A 15,051-nucleotide genomic window follows, 5' to 3' on the forward strand; every position below is an offset into this window, starting at 1 on the left:
TTCTTGACGACCATAGAGCATTGGAACCACCTGATCCCATCCCGAACTCAGCAGTGAAACGATGCATCGCCGATGGTAGTGTGGGGTTTCCCCATGTGAGAGTAGGTCATCGTCAAGATTAAATTCCAGAACCCCTGTTTGCTCGCGCAGACAGGGGTTTTGTTTTGGGCTGTCGGAAAGGTCAAGTGGCTCTTTGCGACGGACGTCAGTGCTAAGGCCCGGCCTTTCTATGCAATGACCCTGCGCATGGCTATCATGCGTGCCTCATTGTGAGGCGATACTTGCATGCTGACGTTGTTAAAACTTCTGAAAGATGGTCGATTCCACTCCGGGGAAGCGCTGGGCGCTGCCCTGGGCGTCAGTCGCAGTGCTGTATGGAAGCAGCTTCAGCATCTTGAGGCTGAGTTAAACCTGCCCATCCACAAAGTGCGTGGCAGGGGGTACCAATTGGCATCGCCGCTGGTGTTCTTGAATGCCGAAGACATCGCGCTGAAGGCGCCTTCTCTGGCGTGGCCCGTCCACATATCCGATTCCATTGACTCCACCAATGCTGAAGCCTTGCGCCTTGTCGATGCGGGTTGCGCGGCACCATTCCTGGTGCTCGCCGAGCAGCAGAGCGCCGGGCGAGGTCGACGGGGGCGCAAGTGGGTCAGCCCGTTCGCTCAGAATGTGTATTACAGCCTCGTGCTGCGCATCGAGGGTGGTCTGCGGCAGCTAGAGGGGTTGAGCCTGGTTGTGGGGCTTGCGGTCATGCAGGCCTTGCGCGAGTCGGGCGTGCAAGGAGCCGCCTTGAAATGGCCAAACGATGTCTTGGTGGGGCAGAAGAAAATTGCCGGTATCCTGCTGGAGTTGGTCGGCGATCCTGCTGATATCTGCCACGTTGTGCTCGGGATCGGCATCAACGTAAATATGCAGAAAGTCGCGGCAATCGATCAGCAGTGGACGTCGGTGCAGCTTGAAACGGGCTCTCCCGTAGATCGCAATCTACTGGTGGCGCGGCTGGGGCTGCAGTTGCAACGTTACTTGGAGCGACACGCCGCCTCCGGCTTTGCGGCGCTTCAGGAGGAGTGGGAGCAGAATCACTTGTGGCAGGGCAGGGCGGTGTCCCTCATTGCTGGAGTCAATCAGGTTGACGGGGTGGTTCTGGGGGTCGACCGCCAGGGTGCGTTGCGTTTGAGCGTCGATGGTGTTGAAAAAATATACAGCGGTGGTGAGCTAAGCCTGAGGTTGCGTGATGATTCTTGAGCTCGACTGTGGGAATAGCTTTATCAAATGGCGCGTACTTGAATCGGATCAGGCGAAAGCTTGCGCCGAAGGTGTTGTGGGGTCGGACCTCGCATTGATTGAAAGCCTGGCAGCGCTACCAGGCCTGTCGTTGGCGCGTTGCCGATTGGTGAGTGTTCGGGCTTCAGAAGAGACCAATAAGCTGGTCGAGGCTTTGCAAGGGGCTTTCGGTGTTGTCGTCTCCTGTGCTGTCCCCGCGCGTGAGATGGCTGGCGTGCGCAATGGCTACCAAGACTTCGAACGCCTTGGTCTTGATCGCTGGCTGGCGATGCTGGGTGGCTTCAAGTTGGCTTCGGGCGCGTGCCTGGTACTCGATTTTGGTACCGCAGCCACCGCCGATTTCATCGCGGCAGACGGTCAGCACCTGGGCGGCTTCATTTGCCCCGGCATGCCGTTGATGCGCAACCAGTTGCGCACGCACACCCGCAAGATACGCTACGACGACGCGGCGGCTGAGCGTGCCCTGGAGCGGCTCTCCCCCGGGCGCACGACCGCGGAGGCTGTCGAGCGTGGTTGTACGCTGATGCTCAGGGGGTTCGTGTTGACCCAGCTCGAGTTGGCCCGCAGCTACTGGGGTGATGATTTCACCGTATTCCTGACGGGTGGGGATGCTGATCTGGTCTCGGACGCCGTGCCGCAGGCGCGGTTGGTCCCGGACCTGGTTTTCGTTGGTCTGGCCATGGCGTGTCCATTGTCCTGAGGTGTTTATGCGTTGGCTGTTTTTACTTTTACTCGTTCTTAATGCCTTCTATTACGTTTGGCATCAGCAAGAGGCGCCGTTGCGCGCCAAGGATGTCACGCCCCTGAGTCTGTATCGTGGCCCTCAGCAGGATATTCGGCTGCTAAGCGAGTCCTCGGACTCGGTGTCCCGGCGTGACCGAGCAAAAGCGCCCGAGGCGCAGAATACCTGCTTATACATCGGCGGCTTTGCCGACCAGCGTCAGGCGCAGTCGCTTGAGCAGCGCCTCACGAGCCTGGATATAAAGGTCAAGGTTCAACTGTTGAGCACACCTGAGGCGTCCGGTTACTGGCTTCGTGTGGCCCCTGAAAGCCGGCGTCTGGCTGAGGATCTGCCGTTTGAAAACCTTGCTAAGGAATTCAATGAGTTAAAACATAAAATAATGCTGTGCGAAGGCATTGCAACTCTCGAATAGTTTGCATAGAATGGCGCCCGCTTCGCAGTGAAGACCTTTAAGGCCTACAGTGTGAAGCGAAGGTCAACGCAGCTAACCTCATATTTTTAATGAGAAAATGCTTGACAGAAGGCTGGCATGATGTAGAATGCCGGCTCGCTTAGGAGGGGTTCCCGAGCGGCCAAAGGGATCAGACTGTAAATCTGACGTCTACGACTTCGAAGGTTCGAATCCTTCCCCCTCCACCATTTTTAGCGTGAGCTGCAAGCTCCGCGGGTATAGTTTAGTGGTAGAACCTCAGCCTTCCAAGCTGATGATGCGGGTTCGATTCCCGCTACCCGCTCCAAGTTTGCAGGTTGTGCAGCGTGTTTTGCTCTTGTAGCTCAGTTGGTAGAGCACACCCTTGGTAAGGGTGAGGTCAGCGGTTCAAATCCGCTCAAGAGCTCCATATAACAAGGCAGATATGAAAATATCTGCCTTTGTTTTAACGGCTATCTCGGCTTGATTCTGTTGTAACGGGCGTTTTCGCCGGTTGGTTTCAAGTCTCTAGGGGTTGGCTGTTGTAAAGTCTTTTTCAGGCCTGCATAATGGTCGGCCTGATTTTGTTTTAGGTCAGTAGCTCAATTGGCAGAGCGACGGTCTCCAAAACCGTAGGTTGGGGGTTCGATTCCCTCCTGACCTGCCAGATTCACGTGGTGTATCTGGCTTTCTTTTCACAGGATCTTCATAGATGACTCCTAAGGCTGAAGCTCAAAGCTCTCGTTTCGATCTGGTCAAGTGGCTCGCTGTAGTCGCATTGGTGGTCGTAGGCGTTGTTGGCAATCAGTACTATTCTGCTTCGCCGATCCTGTACCGCGTACTCGCTTTGCTCGCCCTCGCTGCTGTAGCTGCCTTTGTAGGCCTGCAGACTGCCAAAGGCAAGTCTTTCGCGGTCCTGGTAAAGGAAGCTCGCACCGAAATTCGTAAAGTCGTTTGGCCGACTCGCCAAGAAACCACGCAGACCACGTTGATTGTTGTGGCTGTTGTTCTGGTTATGGCGTTGCTGTTGTGGGGGCTTGATTCCCTGCTCGGCTGGCTTGTTTCCTTGATTGTTGGCTAAGGGTGTCCCGTGGCTAAGCGTTGGTACGTTGTGCATGCTTACTCGGGTTACGAGAAGCATGTTATGCGCTCTTTGCTGGAGCGCGTAAAGCTGGCAGGCATGGAAGATGGCTTCGGCGAAATTCTGGTTCCCACTGAAGAAGTGGTTGAAATGCGGAATGGGCAGAAGCGCAAGAGTGAACGCAAGTTCTTCCCAGGCTACGTGCTGGTTCAGATGGACATGAATGAAGGTACTTGGCACTTGGTCAAGGATACCCCTCGTGTCATGGGCTTCATTGGCGGTACTGCCGATAAGCCTGCTCCGATCACCGACAAAGAAGCAGAAGCGATTCTGCGTCGTGTTGCTGACGGTAGCGACAAGCCTAAGCCGAAGACGTTGTTCGAGCCAGGTGAGGTTGTTCGTGTCACCGATGGTCCGTTTGCTGATTTCAACGGCACCGTCGAAGAAGTTAACTACGAAAAGAGCCGGATCCAAGTGGCAGTGCTCATTTTCGGACGCTCTACTCCGGTAGAGTTGGAGTTCAGTCAGGTCGAAAAGGTCTAACTGAGCAAGCATCCCAACCCCGCAGCCTAGGCTGTGGGGTTTTGTCGTCACTGGGATAAACGCGCAAGTAACCGGGGAGCCTTTCGAGGCGTTCGAACCCGTAATTGGAGTGCCTCATGGCCAAGAAGATTACCGCTTACATCAAGCTGCAAGTGAAGGCCGCTCAGGCCAACCCTAGCCCACCCGTCGGTCCAGCTCTGGGTCAGCACGGCGTGAACATCATGGAATTCTGCAAGGCCTTCAACGCCCGTACTCAGGGTCTTGAGCCAGGTCTGCCGACTCCAGTGATCATCACTGTATACAGCGACCGTAGCTTCACCTTCGAAACCAAGTCGACCCCGGCTTCGGTTCTGTTGAAGAAAGCTGCTGGTCTGACTAGCGGTTCCGCTCGTCCTAACACCGTTAAGGTTGGCACCGTGACTCGTGCTCAGCTGGAAGAAATCGCGAAAACCAAAAACGCGGATCTGACTGCAGCTGATATGGATGCAGCCGTGCGTACCATCGCCGGTTCTGCTCGTAGCATGGGCCTTAACGTGGAGGGTGTGTAATGGCTAAGCTGACCAAGCGCCAAAAGGCTATCGCCGGCAAAATCGAAGCAGGCAAGGCCTACAACTTTGTAGACGCTGCTGCCCTGCTGACCGAGCTGTCGACTGTCAAGTTCAGCGAGTCGGTTGACGTTGCTGTGAACCTGGGTGTTGACCCACGTAAATCCGACCAGGTCGTTCGTAGCGCTACTGTGCTGCCACACGGTACTGGCAAGACTGTACGTGTTGCTGTCTTCACCCAAGGTCCAGCAGCTGAAGCTGCTCTGGCCGCCGGCGCCGATCGCGTTGGCATGGACGACCTGGCTGCCGAAATGAAAGGCGGCGACCTGAACTATGACGTCGTTATTGCTTCCCCGGATGCAATGCGCGTTGTAGGTCAGTTGGGTCAGATCCTTGGTCCACGTGGCCTGATGCCTAACCCAAAAGTCGGCACCGTAACCCCAGACGTCGCTACCGCGGTTAAAAACGCCAAGGCTGGTCAGGTTCGTTATCGCACCGACAAAAACGGCATCATTCACACTTCCGTTGGCAAAGTCGGCTTCGATGCCGTCAAGCTGAAGGAAAACGTTGAAGCCCTGATCGCTGATCTGAAGCGTATCAAACCAGCTTCCTCGAAAGGCATCTACGTCAAGCGCGTTACCCTGAGCACCACTATGGGCCCAGGTCTGGTCATCGACCAAGGCTCGCTGGACGTATAAGACACAAGTTGGCGTGAGCGATCGCGCCAATTGAAAAAATTGGGGTCCCTGCCTGGCGGGGGCTATCCAAGACCGTAGGCGACGCAAGTCTTAAACCTCAAGCCTACGCAGATGGTGCTCCCGGTTCCTTACCGAATCAGACACCAAAACGACATCCGGCTTCGGCCAGATGAAACGGTAACAAGCAGGAGTTAAACCCGTGGCAATTAATCTCGAAGACAAGAAGGCCATCGTCGCTGAAGTCAACGAGGCTGCCAAAGCTGCTCTGTCCGCTGTCGTGGCTGATGCCCGTGGTGTGACAGTAGGCGCTATGACCGGACTCCGTAAAGAGGCTCGTGAAGCTGGCGTATACGTACGTGTTGTACGTAACACCCTGCTCAAGCGCGCTGTTGCTGACACTGAATACAGTGTCCTCAACGACGTGTTCACCGGCCCGACTCTGATCGCGTTCTCCACAGAACATCCAGGCGCTGCTGCCCGTTTGTTCAAAGAGTTCGCCAAGAGTCAGGACAAGTTCGAGATCAAGGCAGCTGCGTTCGAGGGCAAGTTCCTCGCAGCTAACCAAATCGACGTACTGGCAACACTGCCGACCCGTGACGAAGCTATTTCGCAACTGATGAGCGTGATTCAAGGCGCTACCAGCAAGCTGGCTCGTACTCTGGCTGCAGTTCGCGAGCAAAAAGAAGCTGCCGCAGCCTAAGGCTGAGCATTTTCTCTCGCGTATTTTTGTTTATTTCGATGGCCGCGTAGGCCGTCCCCCAATTCAGGAAATACAGTAATGTCTATCTCCCAAGAAGATATCCTCAACGCCGTAGCTGAAATGTCGGTTCTGCAGGTTGTTGAGCTGATCAAAGCTTTCGAAGAAAAATTCGGCGTTTCTGCTGCCGCTGCTTCCGCTGGCCCAGCCGCTGTTGCTGCTGTTGCTGAAGAGCAAACCGAATTCAACGTCATGCTGCTGGAAGCTGGCGAGAAGAAAGTAAACGTGATCAAGGCAGTTCGTGAACTGACCGGTCTGGGCCTGAAAGAAGCCAAGGCTGTAGTTGACGGCGCTCCTGCCTTGGTTCTGGAAGCTGTTGCCAAAGACGCAGCTGACAAAGCCAAAGCATCTCTGGAAGAAGCAGGCGCTAAAGTCGAGCTGAAGTAAGCATCGACCTTGCGTCTCCAGCCCAAGCGTTAAGCTGAAGGCTGATGGCTGGTGGCTCTTGCCACCGGCCTTTTTCCGTTCTTGGCTGTCGACTCGGTCGCCGCCATTAACGTGCTGTAGCCACCCGGTGCGGTGGTGCAAACCAAGGGGTTTGCAAGATTTTCTGGCTGCTCCCGTCGGGAGGGCCAAACAAGCAGGTGACCAAGCTGGGGAACGCTGATGGCTTACTCATATACTGAGAAAAAACGTATCCGCAAGGACTTTAGCAAGTTGCCGGACGTCATGGATGTCCCGTACCTTCTGGCTATCCAGCTGGATTCGTATCGTGAATTCTTGCAGGCGGGAGCGACCAAAGATCAGTTCCGCGACGTGGGCCTGCATGCGGCCTTCAAATCCGTTTTCCCGATCATCAGCTACTCCGGCAATGCTGCGCTGGAGTACGTCGGTTATCGCCTGGGCGAACCGGCATTTGATGTCAAAGAATGCGTGTTGCGCGGTGTTACGTACGCCGTACCTTTGCGGGTAAAAGTCCGTCTGATCATTTTCGACAAAGAATCGTCGAACAAAGCGATCAAGGACATCAAAGAGCAAGAAGTCTACATGGGCGAAATCCCATTGATGACTGAAAACGGTACCTTCGTTATCAACGGTACCGAGCGTGTTATCGTTTCCCAGCTGCACCGTTCCCCGGGCGTGTTCTTCGACCACGACCGCGGCAAGACGCACAGCTCCGGTAAGCTCCTGTACTCCGCGCGGATCATTCCGTACCGTGGTTCGTGGTTGGACTTCGAGTTCGACCCGAAAGACTGCGTGTTCGTGCGTATCGACCGTCGTCGCAAGCTGCCGGCCTCGGTACTGCTGCGCGCGCTCGGCTATACCACTGAGCAAGTGCTTGATGCTTTCTACACCACCAACGTGTTCAGCCTGAAGGACGAAACCCTCAGCCTGGAACTGATCGCTTCGCGTCTGCGTGGTGAAATTGCTGTCCTGGATATCCAGGACGAAAATGGCAAGGTCATCGTTGAAGCCGGCCGCCGTATCACTGCGCGCCACATCAACCAGATCGAAAAAGCCGGTATCAAGTCGCTGGAAGTGCCTCTGGACTACGTCCTGGGTCGCACGACCGCCAAGGTCATCGTTCACCCGGCCACAGGCGAAATCCTGGCTGAGTGCAACACCGAGCTGAACACCGAGATCCTGGCAAAAATCGCCAAGGCCCAGGTTGTTCGCATCGAGACCTTGTACACCAACGATATCGACTGCGGTCCGTTCGTCTCCGACACCCTGAAGATCGACTCCACCAGCAACCAATTGGAAGCGCTGGTCGAGATCTATCGCATGATGCGTCCTGGCGAGCCACCGACCAAAGACGCTGCCGAAACCCTGTTCAACAACCTGTTCTTCAGCCCTGAGCGCTATGACCTGTCTGCGGTCGGCCGGATGAAGTTCAACCGTCGTATCGGTCGTACCGAGATCGAAGGTTCGGGCGTGCTGTGCAAGGAAGACATCGTTGCGGTCCTGAAGACTCTGGTCGACATCCGTAACGGCAAAGGCATCGTCGATGACATCGACCACCTGGGTAACCGTCGTGTTCGCTGCGTAGGCGAAATGGCCGAGAACCAGTTCCGCGTTGGCCTGGTACGTGTTGAGCGTGCGGTCAAAGAGCGTCTGTCGATGGCTGAAAGCGAAGGCCTGATGCCGCAAGACCTGATCAACGCCAAGCCAGTGGCTGCGGCGGTGAAAGAGTTCTTCGGTTCCAGCCAGCTCTCGCAGTTCATGGACCAGAACAACCCGCTCTCCGAGATCACCCACAAGCGCCGTGTATCTGCACTGGGCCCGGGCGGTCTGACCCGTGAGCGTGCTGGCTTCGAAGTCCGTGACGTACACCCGACGCACTACGGTCGTGTTTGCCCGATCGAAACGCCGGAAGGTCCGAACATCGGTCTGATCAACTCCCTGGCCGCCTATGCGCGCACCAACCAGTACGGCTTCCTTGAGAGCCCGTACCGTGTGGTGAAAGACGCTCTGGTCACCGACGAGATCGTATTCCTGTCCGCCATCGAAGAAGCCGATCACGTGATCGCTCAGGCTTCGGCCACGATGAACGAGAAGAAGGTCCTGGTCGACGAGCTGGTAGCTGTTCGTCACTTGAACGAGTTCACCGTCAAGGCGCCGGAAGACGTCACCTTGATGGACGTATCGCCCAAGCAGGTAGTTTCGGTCGCCGCGTCGCTGATCCCGTTCCTGGAACACGATGACGCCAACCGTGCGTTGATGGGTTCCAACATGCAGCGTCAAGCTGTACCGACCCTGCGTGCTGACAAGCCGCTGGTAGGTACCGGCATGGAGCGTAACGTAGCCCGTGACTCCGGCGTTTGCGTCGTGGCTCGTCGTGGCGGCGTGATCGACTCCGTTGATGCCAGCCGTATCGTGGTGCGTGTTGCCGATGACGAAGTTGAAACTGGCGAAGCCGGTGTCGACATCTACAACCTGACCAAATACACCCGCTCGAACCAGAACACCTGCATCAACCAGCGTCCGCTGGTGCGTAAGGGTGATCGCGTTCAGCGCAGCGACATCATGGCTGACGGCCCGTCCACCGACATGGGTGAACTGGCGTTGGGCCAGAACATGCGTATCGCGTTCATGGCGTGGAACGGCTTCAACTTCGAAGACTCCATCTGCCTGTCCGAGCGTGTGGTTCAAGAAGACCGCTTCACCACGATCCACATCCAGGAACTGACCTGTGTGGCGCGTGATACCAAGCTTGGGCCAGAGGAAATCACTGCAGACATCCCGAACGTGGGTGAAGCTGCACTGAACAAGCTGGACGAAGCCGGTATCGTTTACGTAGGTGCTGAAGTTGGCGCAGGCGACATCCTGGTCGGTAAGGTCACTCCGAAAGGCGAGACCCAACTGACTCCGGAAGAGAAGCTGTTGCGTGCCATCTTCGGTGAAAAAGCCAGCGACGTTAAAGACACCTCCCTGCGCGTACCGACCGGTACCAAAGGTACTGTCATCGACGTACAGGTCTTCACCCGCGACGGCGTTGAGCGTGATGCTCGTGCACTGTCCATCGAGAAGACCCAGCTCGACGAGATCCGCAAGGACCTGAACGAAGAGTTCCGTATCGTTGAAGGCGCGACCTTCGAACGTCTGCGTTCCGCTCTGGTAGGCCACAAGGCCGAAGGCGGCGCGGGCCTGAAGAAAGGTCAGGACATCACCGACGAAGTCCTCGACGGTCTTGAGCACGGCCAGTGGTTCAAACTGCGCATGGCTGAAGACGCTCTGAACGAGCAGCTCGAGAAGGCCCAGGCCTACATCGTCGATCGCCGCCGTCTGCTGGACGACAAGTTCGAAGACAAGAAGCGCAAACTGCAGCAGGGCGATGACCTGGCTCCAGGCGTGCTGAAAATCGTCAAGGTTTACCTGGCAATCCGTCGCCGCATCCAACCGGGCGACAAGATGGCCGGTCGTCACGGTAACAAGGGTGTGGTCTCCGTGATCATGCCGGTTGAAGACATGCCGCACGATGCCAATGGCACCCCGGTCGACGTCGTCCTCAACCCGTTGGGCGTACCTTCACGTATGAACGTTGGTCAGATCCTCGAAACCCACCTGGGCCTCGCGGCCAAAGGTCTGGGCGAGAAGATCAACCGTATGATCGAAGAGCAGCGCAAGGTTGCTGACCTGCGCAAGTTCCTGCACGAGATCTACAACGAGATCGGCGGCCGCAAAGAAGAGCTGGATACCTTCTCCGACCAGGAAATCCTGGATCTGGCGAAGAACCTGCGCGGCGGCGTTCCAATGGCTACCCCGGTGTTCGACGGTGCCAAGGAAAGCGAAATCAAGGCCATGCTGAAACTGGCAGACCTGCCCGAAAGCGGCCAGATGCAGCTGTTCGACGGCCGCACCGGCAACAAGTTCGAGCGCCCGGTTACTGTTGGCTACATGTACATGCTGAAGCTGAACCACTTGGTAGACGACAAGATGCACGCTCGTTCTACCGGTTCGTACAGCCTGGTTACCCAGCAGCCGCTGGGTGGTAAGGCTCAGTTCGGTGGTCAGCGTTTCGGGGAGATGGAGGTCTGGGCACTGGAAGCATACGGTGCTGCTTACACTCTGCAAGAAATGCTCACAGTGAAGTCGGACGATGTGAACGGTCGGACCAAGATGTACAAAAACATCGTGGACGGCGATCACCGTATGGAGCCGGGCATGCCCGAGTCCTTCAACGTGTTGATCAAAGAAATTCGTTCCCTCGGCATCGATATCGATCTGGAAACCGAATAACACGTGACGCGAATCGAGAGCGGGGCTATTTGGCCCGCTCTCTGCTCCGCCAGGAGGAAAGGCCTTGAAAGACCTACTGAATTTGCTGAAAAACCAGGGTCAAGTCGAAGAGTTCGACGCCATCCGTATTGGACTGGCATCGCCTGAGATGATCCGTTCGTGGTCGTTCGGTGAAGTTAAAAAGCCGGAAACCATCAACTACCGTACGTTCAAACCCGAGCGTGACGGCCTGTTCTGCGCCAAGATCTTTGGCCCGGTAAAGGATTACGAGTGCCTGTGCGGTAAGTACAAGCGCTTGAAGCACCGTGGTGTGATCTGCGAGAAGTGCGGCGTTGAAGTTGCACTGGCCAAGGTTCGTCGTGAGCGCATGGCGCACATCGAACTGGCTTCGCCGGTTGCCCACATCTGGTTCCTGAAATCGCTGCCGTCCCGTATCGGCTTGCTGATGGACATGACCCTGCGTGATATCGAACGCGTTCTCTACTTCGAGAGCTATGTCGTTATCGATCCAGGCATGACCACCCTTGAAAAAGGTCAGCTGCTGAACGACGAGCAGTACTTCGAAGCGCTGGAAGAGTTCGGCGACGATTTCGATGCCCGCATGGGTGCCGAAGCTGTCCGCGAACTGCTGCACGCTATCGACCTGGAACACGAGATTGGCCGTCTGCGTGAAGAAATTCCGCAAACCAACTCCGAAACCAAAATCAAGAAGCTGTCCAAGCGTCTGAAGTTGATGGAAGCCTTCCAGGGTTCCGGCAACTTGCCAGAGTGGATGGTGCTGACCGTTCTGCCGGTTCTGCCGCCAGACCTGCGTCCGCTGGTACCGTTGGACGGTGGTCGTTTCGCGACGTCCGACCTCAACGACCTGTACCGCCGCGTGATCAACCGTAACAACCGCTTGAAGCGCCTGCTCGATCTGTCCGCTCCGGACATCATCGTGCGCAACGAAAAGCGTATGTTGCAAGAAGCCGTCGATGCCCTGCTCGACAACGGTCGTCGTGGCCGCGCTATCACCGGTTCGAACAAGCGTCCTCTGAAATCCCTGGCTGACATGATCAAGGGTAAGCAAGGTCGTTTCCGTCAGAACTTGCTCGGTAAGCGTGTTGACTACTCCGGTCGTTCGGTAATTACCGTAGGCCCGACCCTGCGTCTGCATCAGTGCGGTCTGCCTAAGAAGATGGCCCTTGAGCTGTTCAAGCCGTTCATCTTCGGCAAGCTGGAAATGCGCGGTCTCGCGACCACGATCAAAGCGGCCAAGAAAATGGTCGAGCGCGAACTGCCAGAGGTTTGGGACGTTCTCGCTGAAGTGATCCGCGAACACCCGGTTCTCCTCAACCGTGCACCGACCCTTCACCGTCTGGGTATCCAGGCGTTTGAACCGGTACTGATCGAAGGTAAGGCTATCCAGCTGCACCCTCTGGTCTGTGCTGCGTACAACGCCGACTTCGACGGCGACCAAATGGCCGTGCACGTACCGCTGACACTGGAAGCCCAGTTGGAAGCGCGTGCGTTGATGATGTCGACCAACAACATCCTGTCGCCAGCCAACGGTGAGCCAATCATCGTTCCGTCGCAGGACGTTGTACTGGGTCTGTACTACATGACCCGTGAAGCGATCAACGCCAAGGGCGAAGGTCGTGTGTTCGCTGACCTGCAGGAAGTTGACCGTGTGTTCCGTGCCGGCGAAGCCGCACTGCACGCCAAGGTCAAAGTGCGGATTCACGAAACCGTGAACGACCGTGACGGCGGCAGCGTGAGCAATGTCCGTATCGTCGACACCACTGTCGGCCGTGCGCTGTTGTACCAGGTTGTGCCAAAAGGTTTGTCTTACGACGTCGTCAACCTGCCGATGAAGAAAAAGGCGATCTCCAAGCTGATCAACCAGTGCTACCGCGTGGTTGGTCTGAAAGAGACCGTGATCTTCGCTGACCAGTTGATGTACACCGGTTTTGCCTATTCGACCATTTCCGGCGTTTCCATCGGTGTTAACGACTTCGTTATCCCGGATGAAAAAGCCCGCATCATCAGTGCTGCCACCGATGAAGTGAAAGAGATCGAAAGCCAGTACGCCTCCGGCCTGGTAACCCAGGGCGAGAAGTACAACAAAGTGATCGACCTTTGGTCCAAGGCCAACGACGAAGTGTCGAAGGCGATGATGGCTAACCTCTCGAAAGAGAAGGTTATCGACCGTCATGGCGTAGAAGTCGATCAAGAGTCTTTCAACTCGATGTACATGATGGCCGACTCGGGCGCACGGGGTTCTGCTGCGCAGATCCGTCAGCTCGCCGGTATGCGTGGCCTGATGGCCAAGCCGGACGGTTCCATCATCGAAACGCCGATTACTGCGAACTTCCGTGAAGGTTTGAGCGTACTTCAGTACTTCATCTCTACTCACGGTGCTCGTAAAGGTCTGGCGGATACCGCGTTGAAAACCGCTAACTCCGGTTACCTGACTCGTCGTCTGGTAGACGTTGCACAAGATCTGGTTGTAACCGAGATCGATTGCGGCACCGAGCACGGCCTGCTGATGACACCGCACATTGAAGGCGGTGACGTTGTAGAGCCGCTGGGTGAGCGCGTATTGGGCCGTGTTATTGCCCGTGACGTATTCAAGCCGGGTACCGAGGAAATTATCGTTCCTGCCGGCACCCTGGTTGACGAGAAGTGGGTCGAGTTCATCGAACTCAACAGCATCGACGAAGTGATCGTTCGTTCGCCGATCAGCTGCGAAACCCGCTTCGGCATTTGCGCCAAGTGCTATGGCCGTGACTTGGCTCGTGGTCACCAGGTGAACATCGGTGAAGCGGTCGGCGTTATCGCTGCCCAGTCCATCGGTGAGCCGGGTACCCAGCTGACCATGCGTACATTCCACATCGGTGGTGCGGCAAGCCGGACCTCCGCAGCCGACAGCGTTCAGGTGAAGAACGGCGGTACCGTCCGCCTGCACAACCTGAAGCACGTTGAGCGAGTGGATGGTTGCCTGGTTGCGGTGTCCCGTTCCGGTGAGCTGGCAATCGCTGACGACTACGGTCGTGAGCGTGAGCGCTACAAGCTGCCGTATGGTGCTGTGATTTCGGTTAAAGAAGGTGACAAGGTCGACGCTGGCGCAATCGTGGCCAAGTGGGATCCGCACACTCACCCAATCGTTACCGAAATGAAAGGTACCGTGACCTACGTGGGCATGGAAGAAGGCATCACGATCAAGCGTCAGACTGACGAATTGACCGGTATGACCAACATTGAAGTCCTCGACGCGAAAGATCGTCCAGCTGCCGGTAAAGACATCCGTCCTGCCGTGAAGATGGTCGATGACAACGGCAAGGATCTGTTGCTGCCAGGCACTGACGTAATCGCTCAGTACTTCCTGCCAGCCAACGCCCTGGTCGGTGTAGCGGATGGTGCGAAGATCGCGATCGGTGACGTTATCGCGCGTATCCCGCAAGAGACTTCGAAGACCCGTGACATCACCGGTGGTCTGCCGCGTGTTGCCGACTTGTTCGAAGCTCGTCGTCCGAAAGAAGCGTCGATTCTGGCTGAAGTCAGCGGCACCATCGCGTTCGGTAAAGAGACCAAGGGCAAGCGCCGTCTGGTCATTACCCCGAACGACGGTAGCGATCCGTATGAAGAGCTGATTCCGAAGTGGCGTCACCTGAACGTGTTCGAAGGCGAACAGGTAAACCGCGGCGAAGTTATCTCCGACGGTCCGAGCGATCCACACGACATCCTGCGTCTGCTGGGTGTGAGTGCGCTGGCCAAGTACATCGTTAACGAGATCCAGGACGTTTACCGTCTGCAAGGCGTGAAGATCAACGATAAGCACATCGAGACCATCCTGCGTCAGATGCTGCGTAAAGTTGAAATCGCTGAATCAGGCGATTCCAGTTTCATCAAGGGCGACCAGATGGAACTGACTCACGTACTGGTAGAAAACGAACGTCTGGCAGCCGACGAGAAATTTGTTTCCAAATTTACTCGTGTACTGCTGGGTATCACCAAGGCGTCGTTGTCCACTGAGTCGTTCATCTCGGCGGCCTCCTTCCAGGAGACCACTCGCGTACTGACCGAAGCAGCGGTAACCGGCAAGCGCGATTACCTGCGCGGCCTGAAAGAAAACGTGGTTGTGGGTCGTCTGATCCCAGCCGGTACCGGTTTGGCTTACCACAGCGAGCGCAAGCGCCGCCGTGATGCTGACAAGCCGTTGCGCGTAAGCGCCAGTGAAGTGGAAGCTGCACTGACCGAAGCGCTGAACTCAAGCGGTAACTGAGTTCTGCGATAAATAAGTCTGGGCCCTGGCAGCCCCCATTCGTCGGAT

11 protein-coding genes, 4 tRNA genes and 1 rRNA gene are annotated in these 15,051 nt (G+C 56.4%); all 16 read left to right on the forward strand.

The window, feature by feature from the left end:
* Positions 1-2: 2 nt before the first annotated feature.
* The 16 genes from rrf to rpoC all read left to right on the forward strand — a co-directional run bounded on the left by rrf (position 3) and on the right by rpoC (position 15,003).
* Positions 3-118: ribosomal RNA gene (rrf, locus tag TU80_RS22880) — 5S ribosomal RNA — on the forward strand.
* 167 nt (positions 119-285) lie between these two features.
* Positions 286-1,245 carry a bifunctional biotin--[acetyl-CoA-carboxylase] ligase/biotin operon repressor BirA gene (gene birA, locus TU80_RS22885; protein ID WP_017848794.1) on the forward strand — a complete coding sequence of 320 codons (960 nt, stop codon included), beginning with the start codon at positions 286-288 and terminating at the stop codon, positions 1,243-1,245.
* A complete protein-coding gene (locus TU80_RS22890; protein ID WP_057005468.1) occupies positions 1,235-1,984 on the forward strand; it encodes a pantothenate kinase in 750 nt (249 codons plus the stop codon). The genes birA and TU80_RS22890 overlap by 11 nt, the downstream gene beginning before the upstream one ends.
* 7 nt (positions 1,985-1,991) lie before the next feature.
* The gene (locus TU80_RS22895; protein WP_017848796.1) at positions 1,992-2,438 is read left to right on the forward strand and encodes a hypothetical protein; all 447 of its coding nucleotides are present in this window, start codon (positions 1,992-1,994) and stop codon (positions 2,436-2,438) included.
* A 142-nt stretch (positions 2,439-2,580) separates the two neighbouring features.
* Positions 2,581-2,665: transfer RNA gene (locus TU80_RS22900), tRNA-Tyr, on the forward strand.
* A gap of 24 nt (positions 2,666-2,689) precedes the next feature.
* Positions 2,690-2,763, forward strand: a tRNA-Gly gene (locus tag TU80_RS22905).
* A gap of 26 nt (positions 2,764-2,789) precedes the next feature.
* Positions 2,790-2,865 (forward strand) — tRNA-Thr (locus TU80_RS22910).
* 161 nt (positions 2,866-3,026) lie between these two features.
* Positions 3,027-3,102, forward strand: a tRNA-Trp gene (locus tag TU80_RS22915).
* Positions 3,103-3,147: 45 nt separating this feature from the next.
* A complete protein-coding gene (gene secE / locus TU80_RS22920; protein WP_003194658.1) occupies positions 3,148-3,516 on the forward strand; it encodes a preprotein translocase subunit SecE in 369 nt (122 codons plus the stop codon).
* A 9-nt stretch (positions 3,517-3,525) separates the two neighbouring features.
* Positions 3,526-4,059 (forward strand): transcription termination/antitermination protein NusG, encoded by a 534-nt coding sequence (gene nusG / locus TU80_RS22925; protein ID WP_003176436.1) that lies wholly within the window; start codon positions 3,526-3,528, stop codon positions 4,057-4,059.
* Positions 4,060-4,175: 116 nt separating this feature from the next.
* Positions 4,176-4,607 (forward strand): 50S ribosomal protein L11, encoded by a 432-nt coding sequence (rplK, locus tag TU80_RS22930; protein WP_003176435.1) that lies wholly within the window; start codon positions 4,176-4,178, stop codon positions 4,605-4,607.
* Positions 4,607-5,302 carry a 50S ribosomal protein L1 gene (gene rplA, locus TU80_RS22935; protein ID WP_003232403.1) on the forward strand — a complete coding sequence of 232 codons (696 nt, stop codon included), beginning with the start codon at positions 4,607-4,609 and terminating at the stop codon, positions 5,300-5,302. Before rplK ends, rplA begins: the two co-directional genes overlap by 1 nt.
* A 199-nt stretch (positions 5,303-5,501) precedes the next feature.
* Positions 5,502-6,002, forward strand: a complete 501-nt coding sequence (gene rplJ / locus TU80_RS22940) for a 50S ribosomal protein L10 (protein WP_057005469.1) — start codon at positions 5,502-5,504, stop codon at positions 6,000-6,002.
* A gap of 78 nt (positions 6,003-6,080) precedes the next feature.
* Entirely contained in the window at positions 6,081-6,446 is a 366-nt protein-coding gene (gene rplL / locus TU80_RS22945; RefSeq protein ID WP_057005470.1) for a 50S ribosomal protein L7/L12, read from the forward strand.
* 219 nt (positions 6,447-6,665) lie between these two features.
* On the forward strand, positions 6,666-10,739 hold the full coding sequence (gene rpoB, locus TU80_RS22950) for a DNA-directed RNA polymerase subunit beta (RefSeq protein WP_017848798.1): 4,074 nt from the start codon (positions 6,666-6,668) through the stop codon (positions 10,737-10,739).
* A 64-nt stretch (positions 10,740-10,803) separates the two neighbouring features.
* Positions 10,804-15,003, forward strand: a complete 4,200-nt coding sequence (gene rpoC / locus TU80_RS22955; protein WP_017848799.1) for a DNA-directed RNA polymerase subunit beta' — start codon at positions 10,804-10,806, stop codon at positions 15,001-15,003.
* The last annotated feature ends 48 nt before the right edge of the window (positions 15,004-15,051 follow it).

The organism is Pseudomonas veronii (assembly GCF_001439695.1).
Lineage (GTDB): Bacteria > Pseudomonadota > Gammaproteobacteria > Pseudomonadales > Pseudomonadaceae > Aquipseudomonas > Aquipseudomonas veronii.

Excerpts from the sequence above, each read along its gene's own strand:
- birA (WP_017848794.1), top strand. The coding sequence starts at position 286 with ATGCTGACGTTGTTAAAACTTCTGAAAGATGGTCGATTCCACTCCGGG.
- TU80_RS22890 (WP_057005468.1), top strand. The coding sequence starts at position 1,235 with ATGATTCTTGAGCTCGACTGTGGGAATAGCTTTATCAAATGGCGCGTA.
- TU80_RS22895 (WP_017848796.1), top strand. The coding sequence starts at position 1,992 with ATGCGTTGGCTGTTTTTACTTTTACTCGTTCTTAATGCCTTCTATTAC.
- secE (WP_003194658.1), top strand. The coding sequence starts at position 3,148 with ATGACTCCTAAGGCTGAAGCTCAAAGCTCTCGTTTCGATCTGGTCAAG.
- rplK (WP_003176435.1), top strand. The coding sequence starts at position 4,176 with ATGGCCAAGAAGATTACCGCTTACATCAAGCTGCAAGTGAAGGCCGCT.
- rplA (WP_003232403.1), top strand. The coding sequence starts at position 4,607 with ATGGCTAAGCTGACCAAGCGCCAAAAGGCTATCGCCGGCAAAATCGAA.
- rplL (WP_057005470.1), top strand. The coding sequence starts at position 6,081 with ATGTCTATCTCCCAAGAAGATATCCTCAACGCCGTAGCTGAAATGTCG.
- rpoB (WP_017848798.1), top strand. The coding sequence starts at position 6,666 with ATGGCTTACTCATATACTGAGAAAAAACGTATCCGCAAGGACTTTAGC.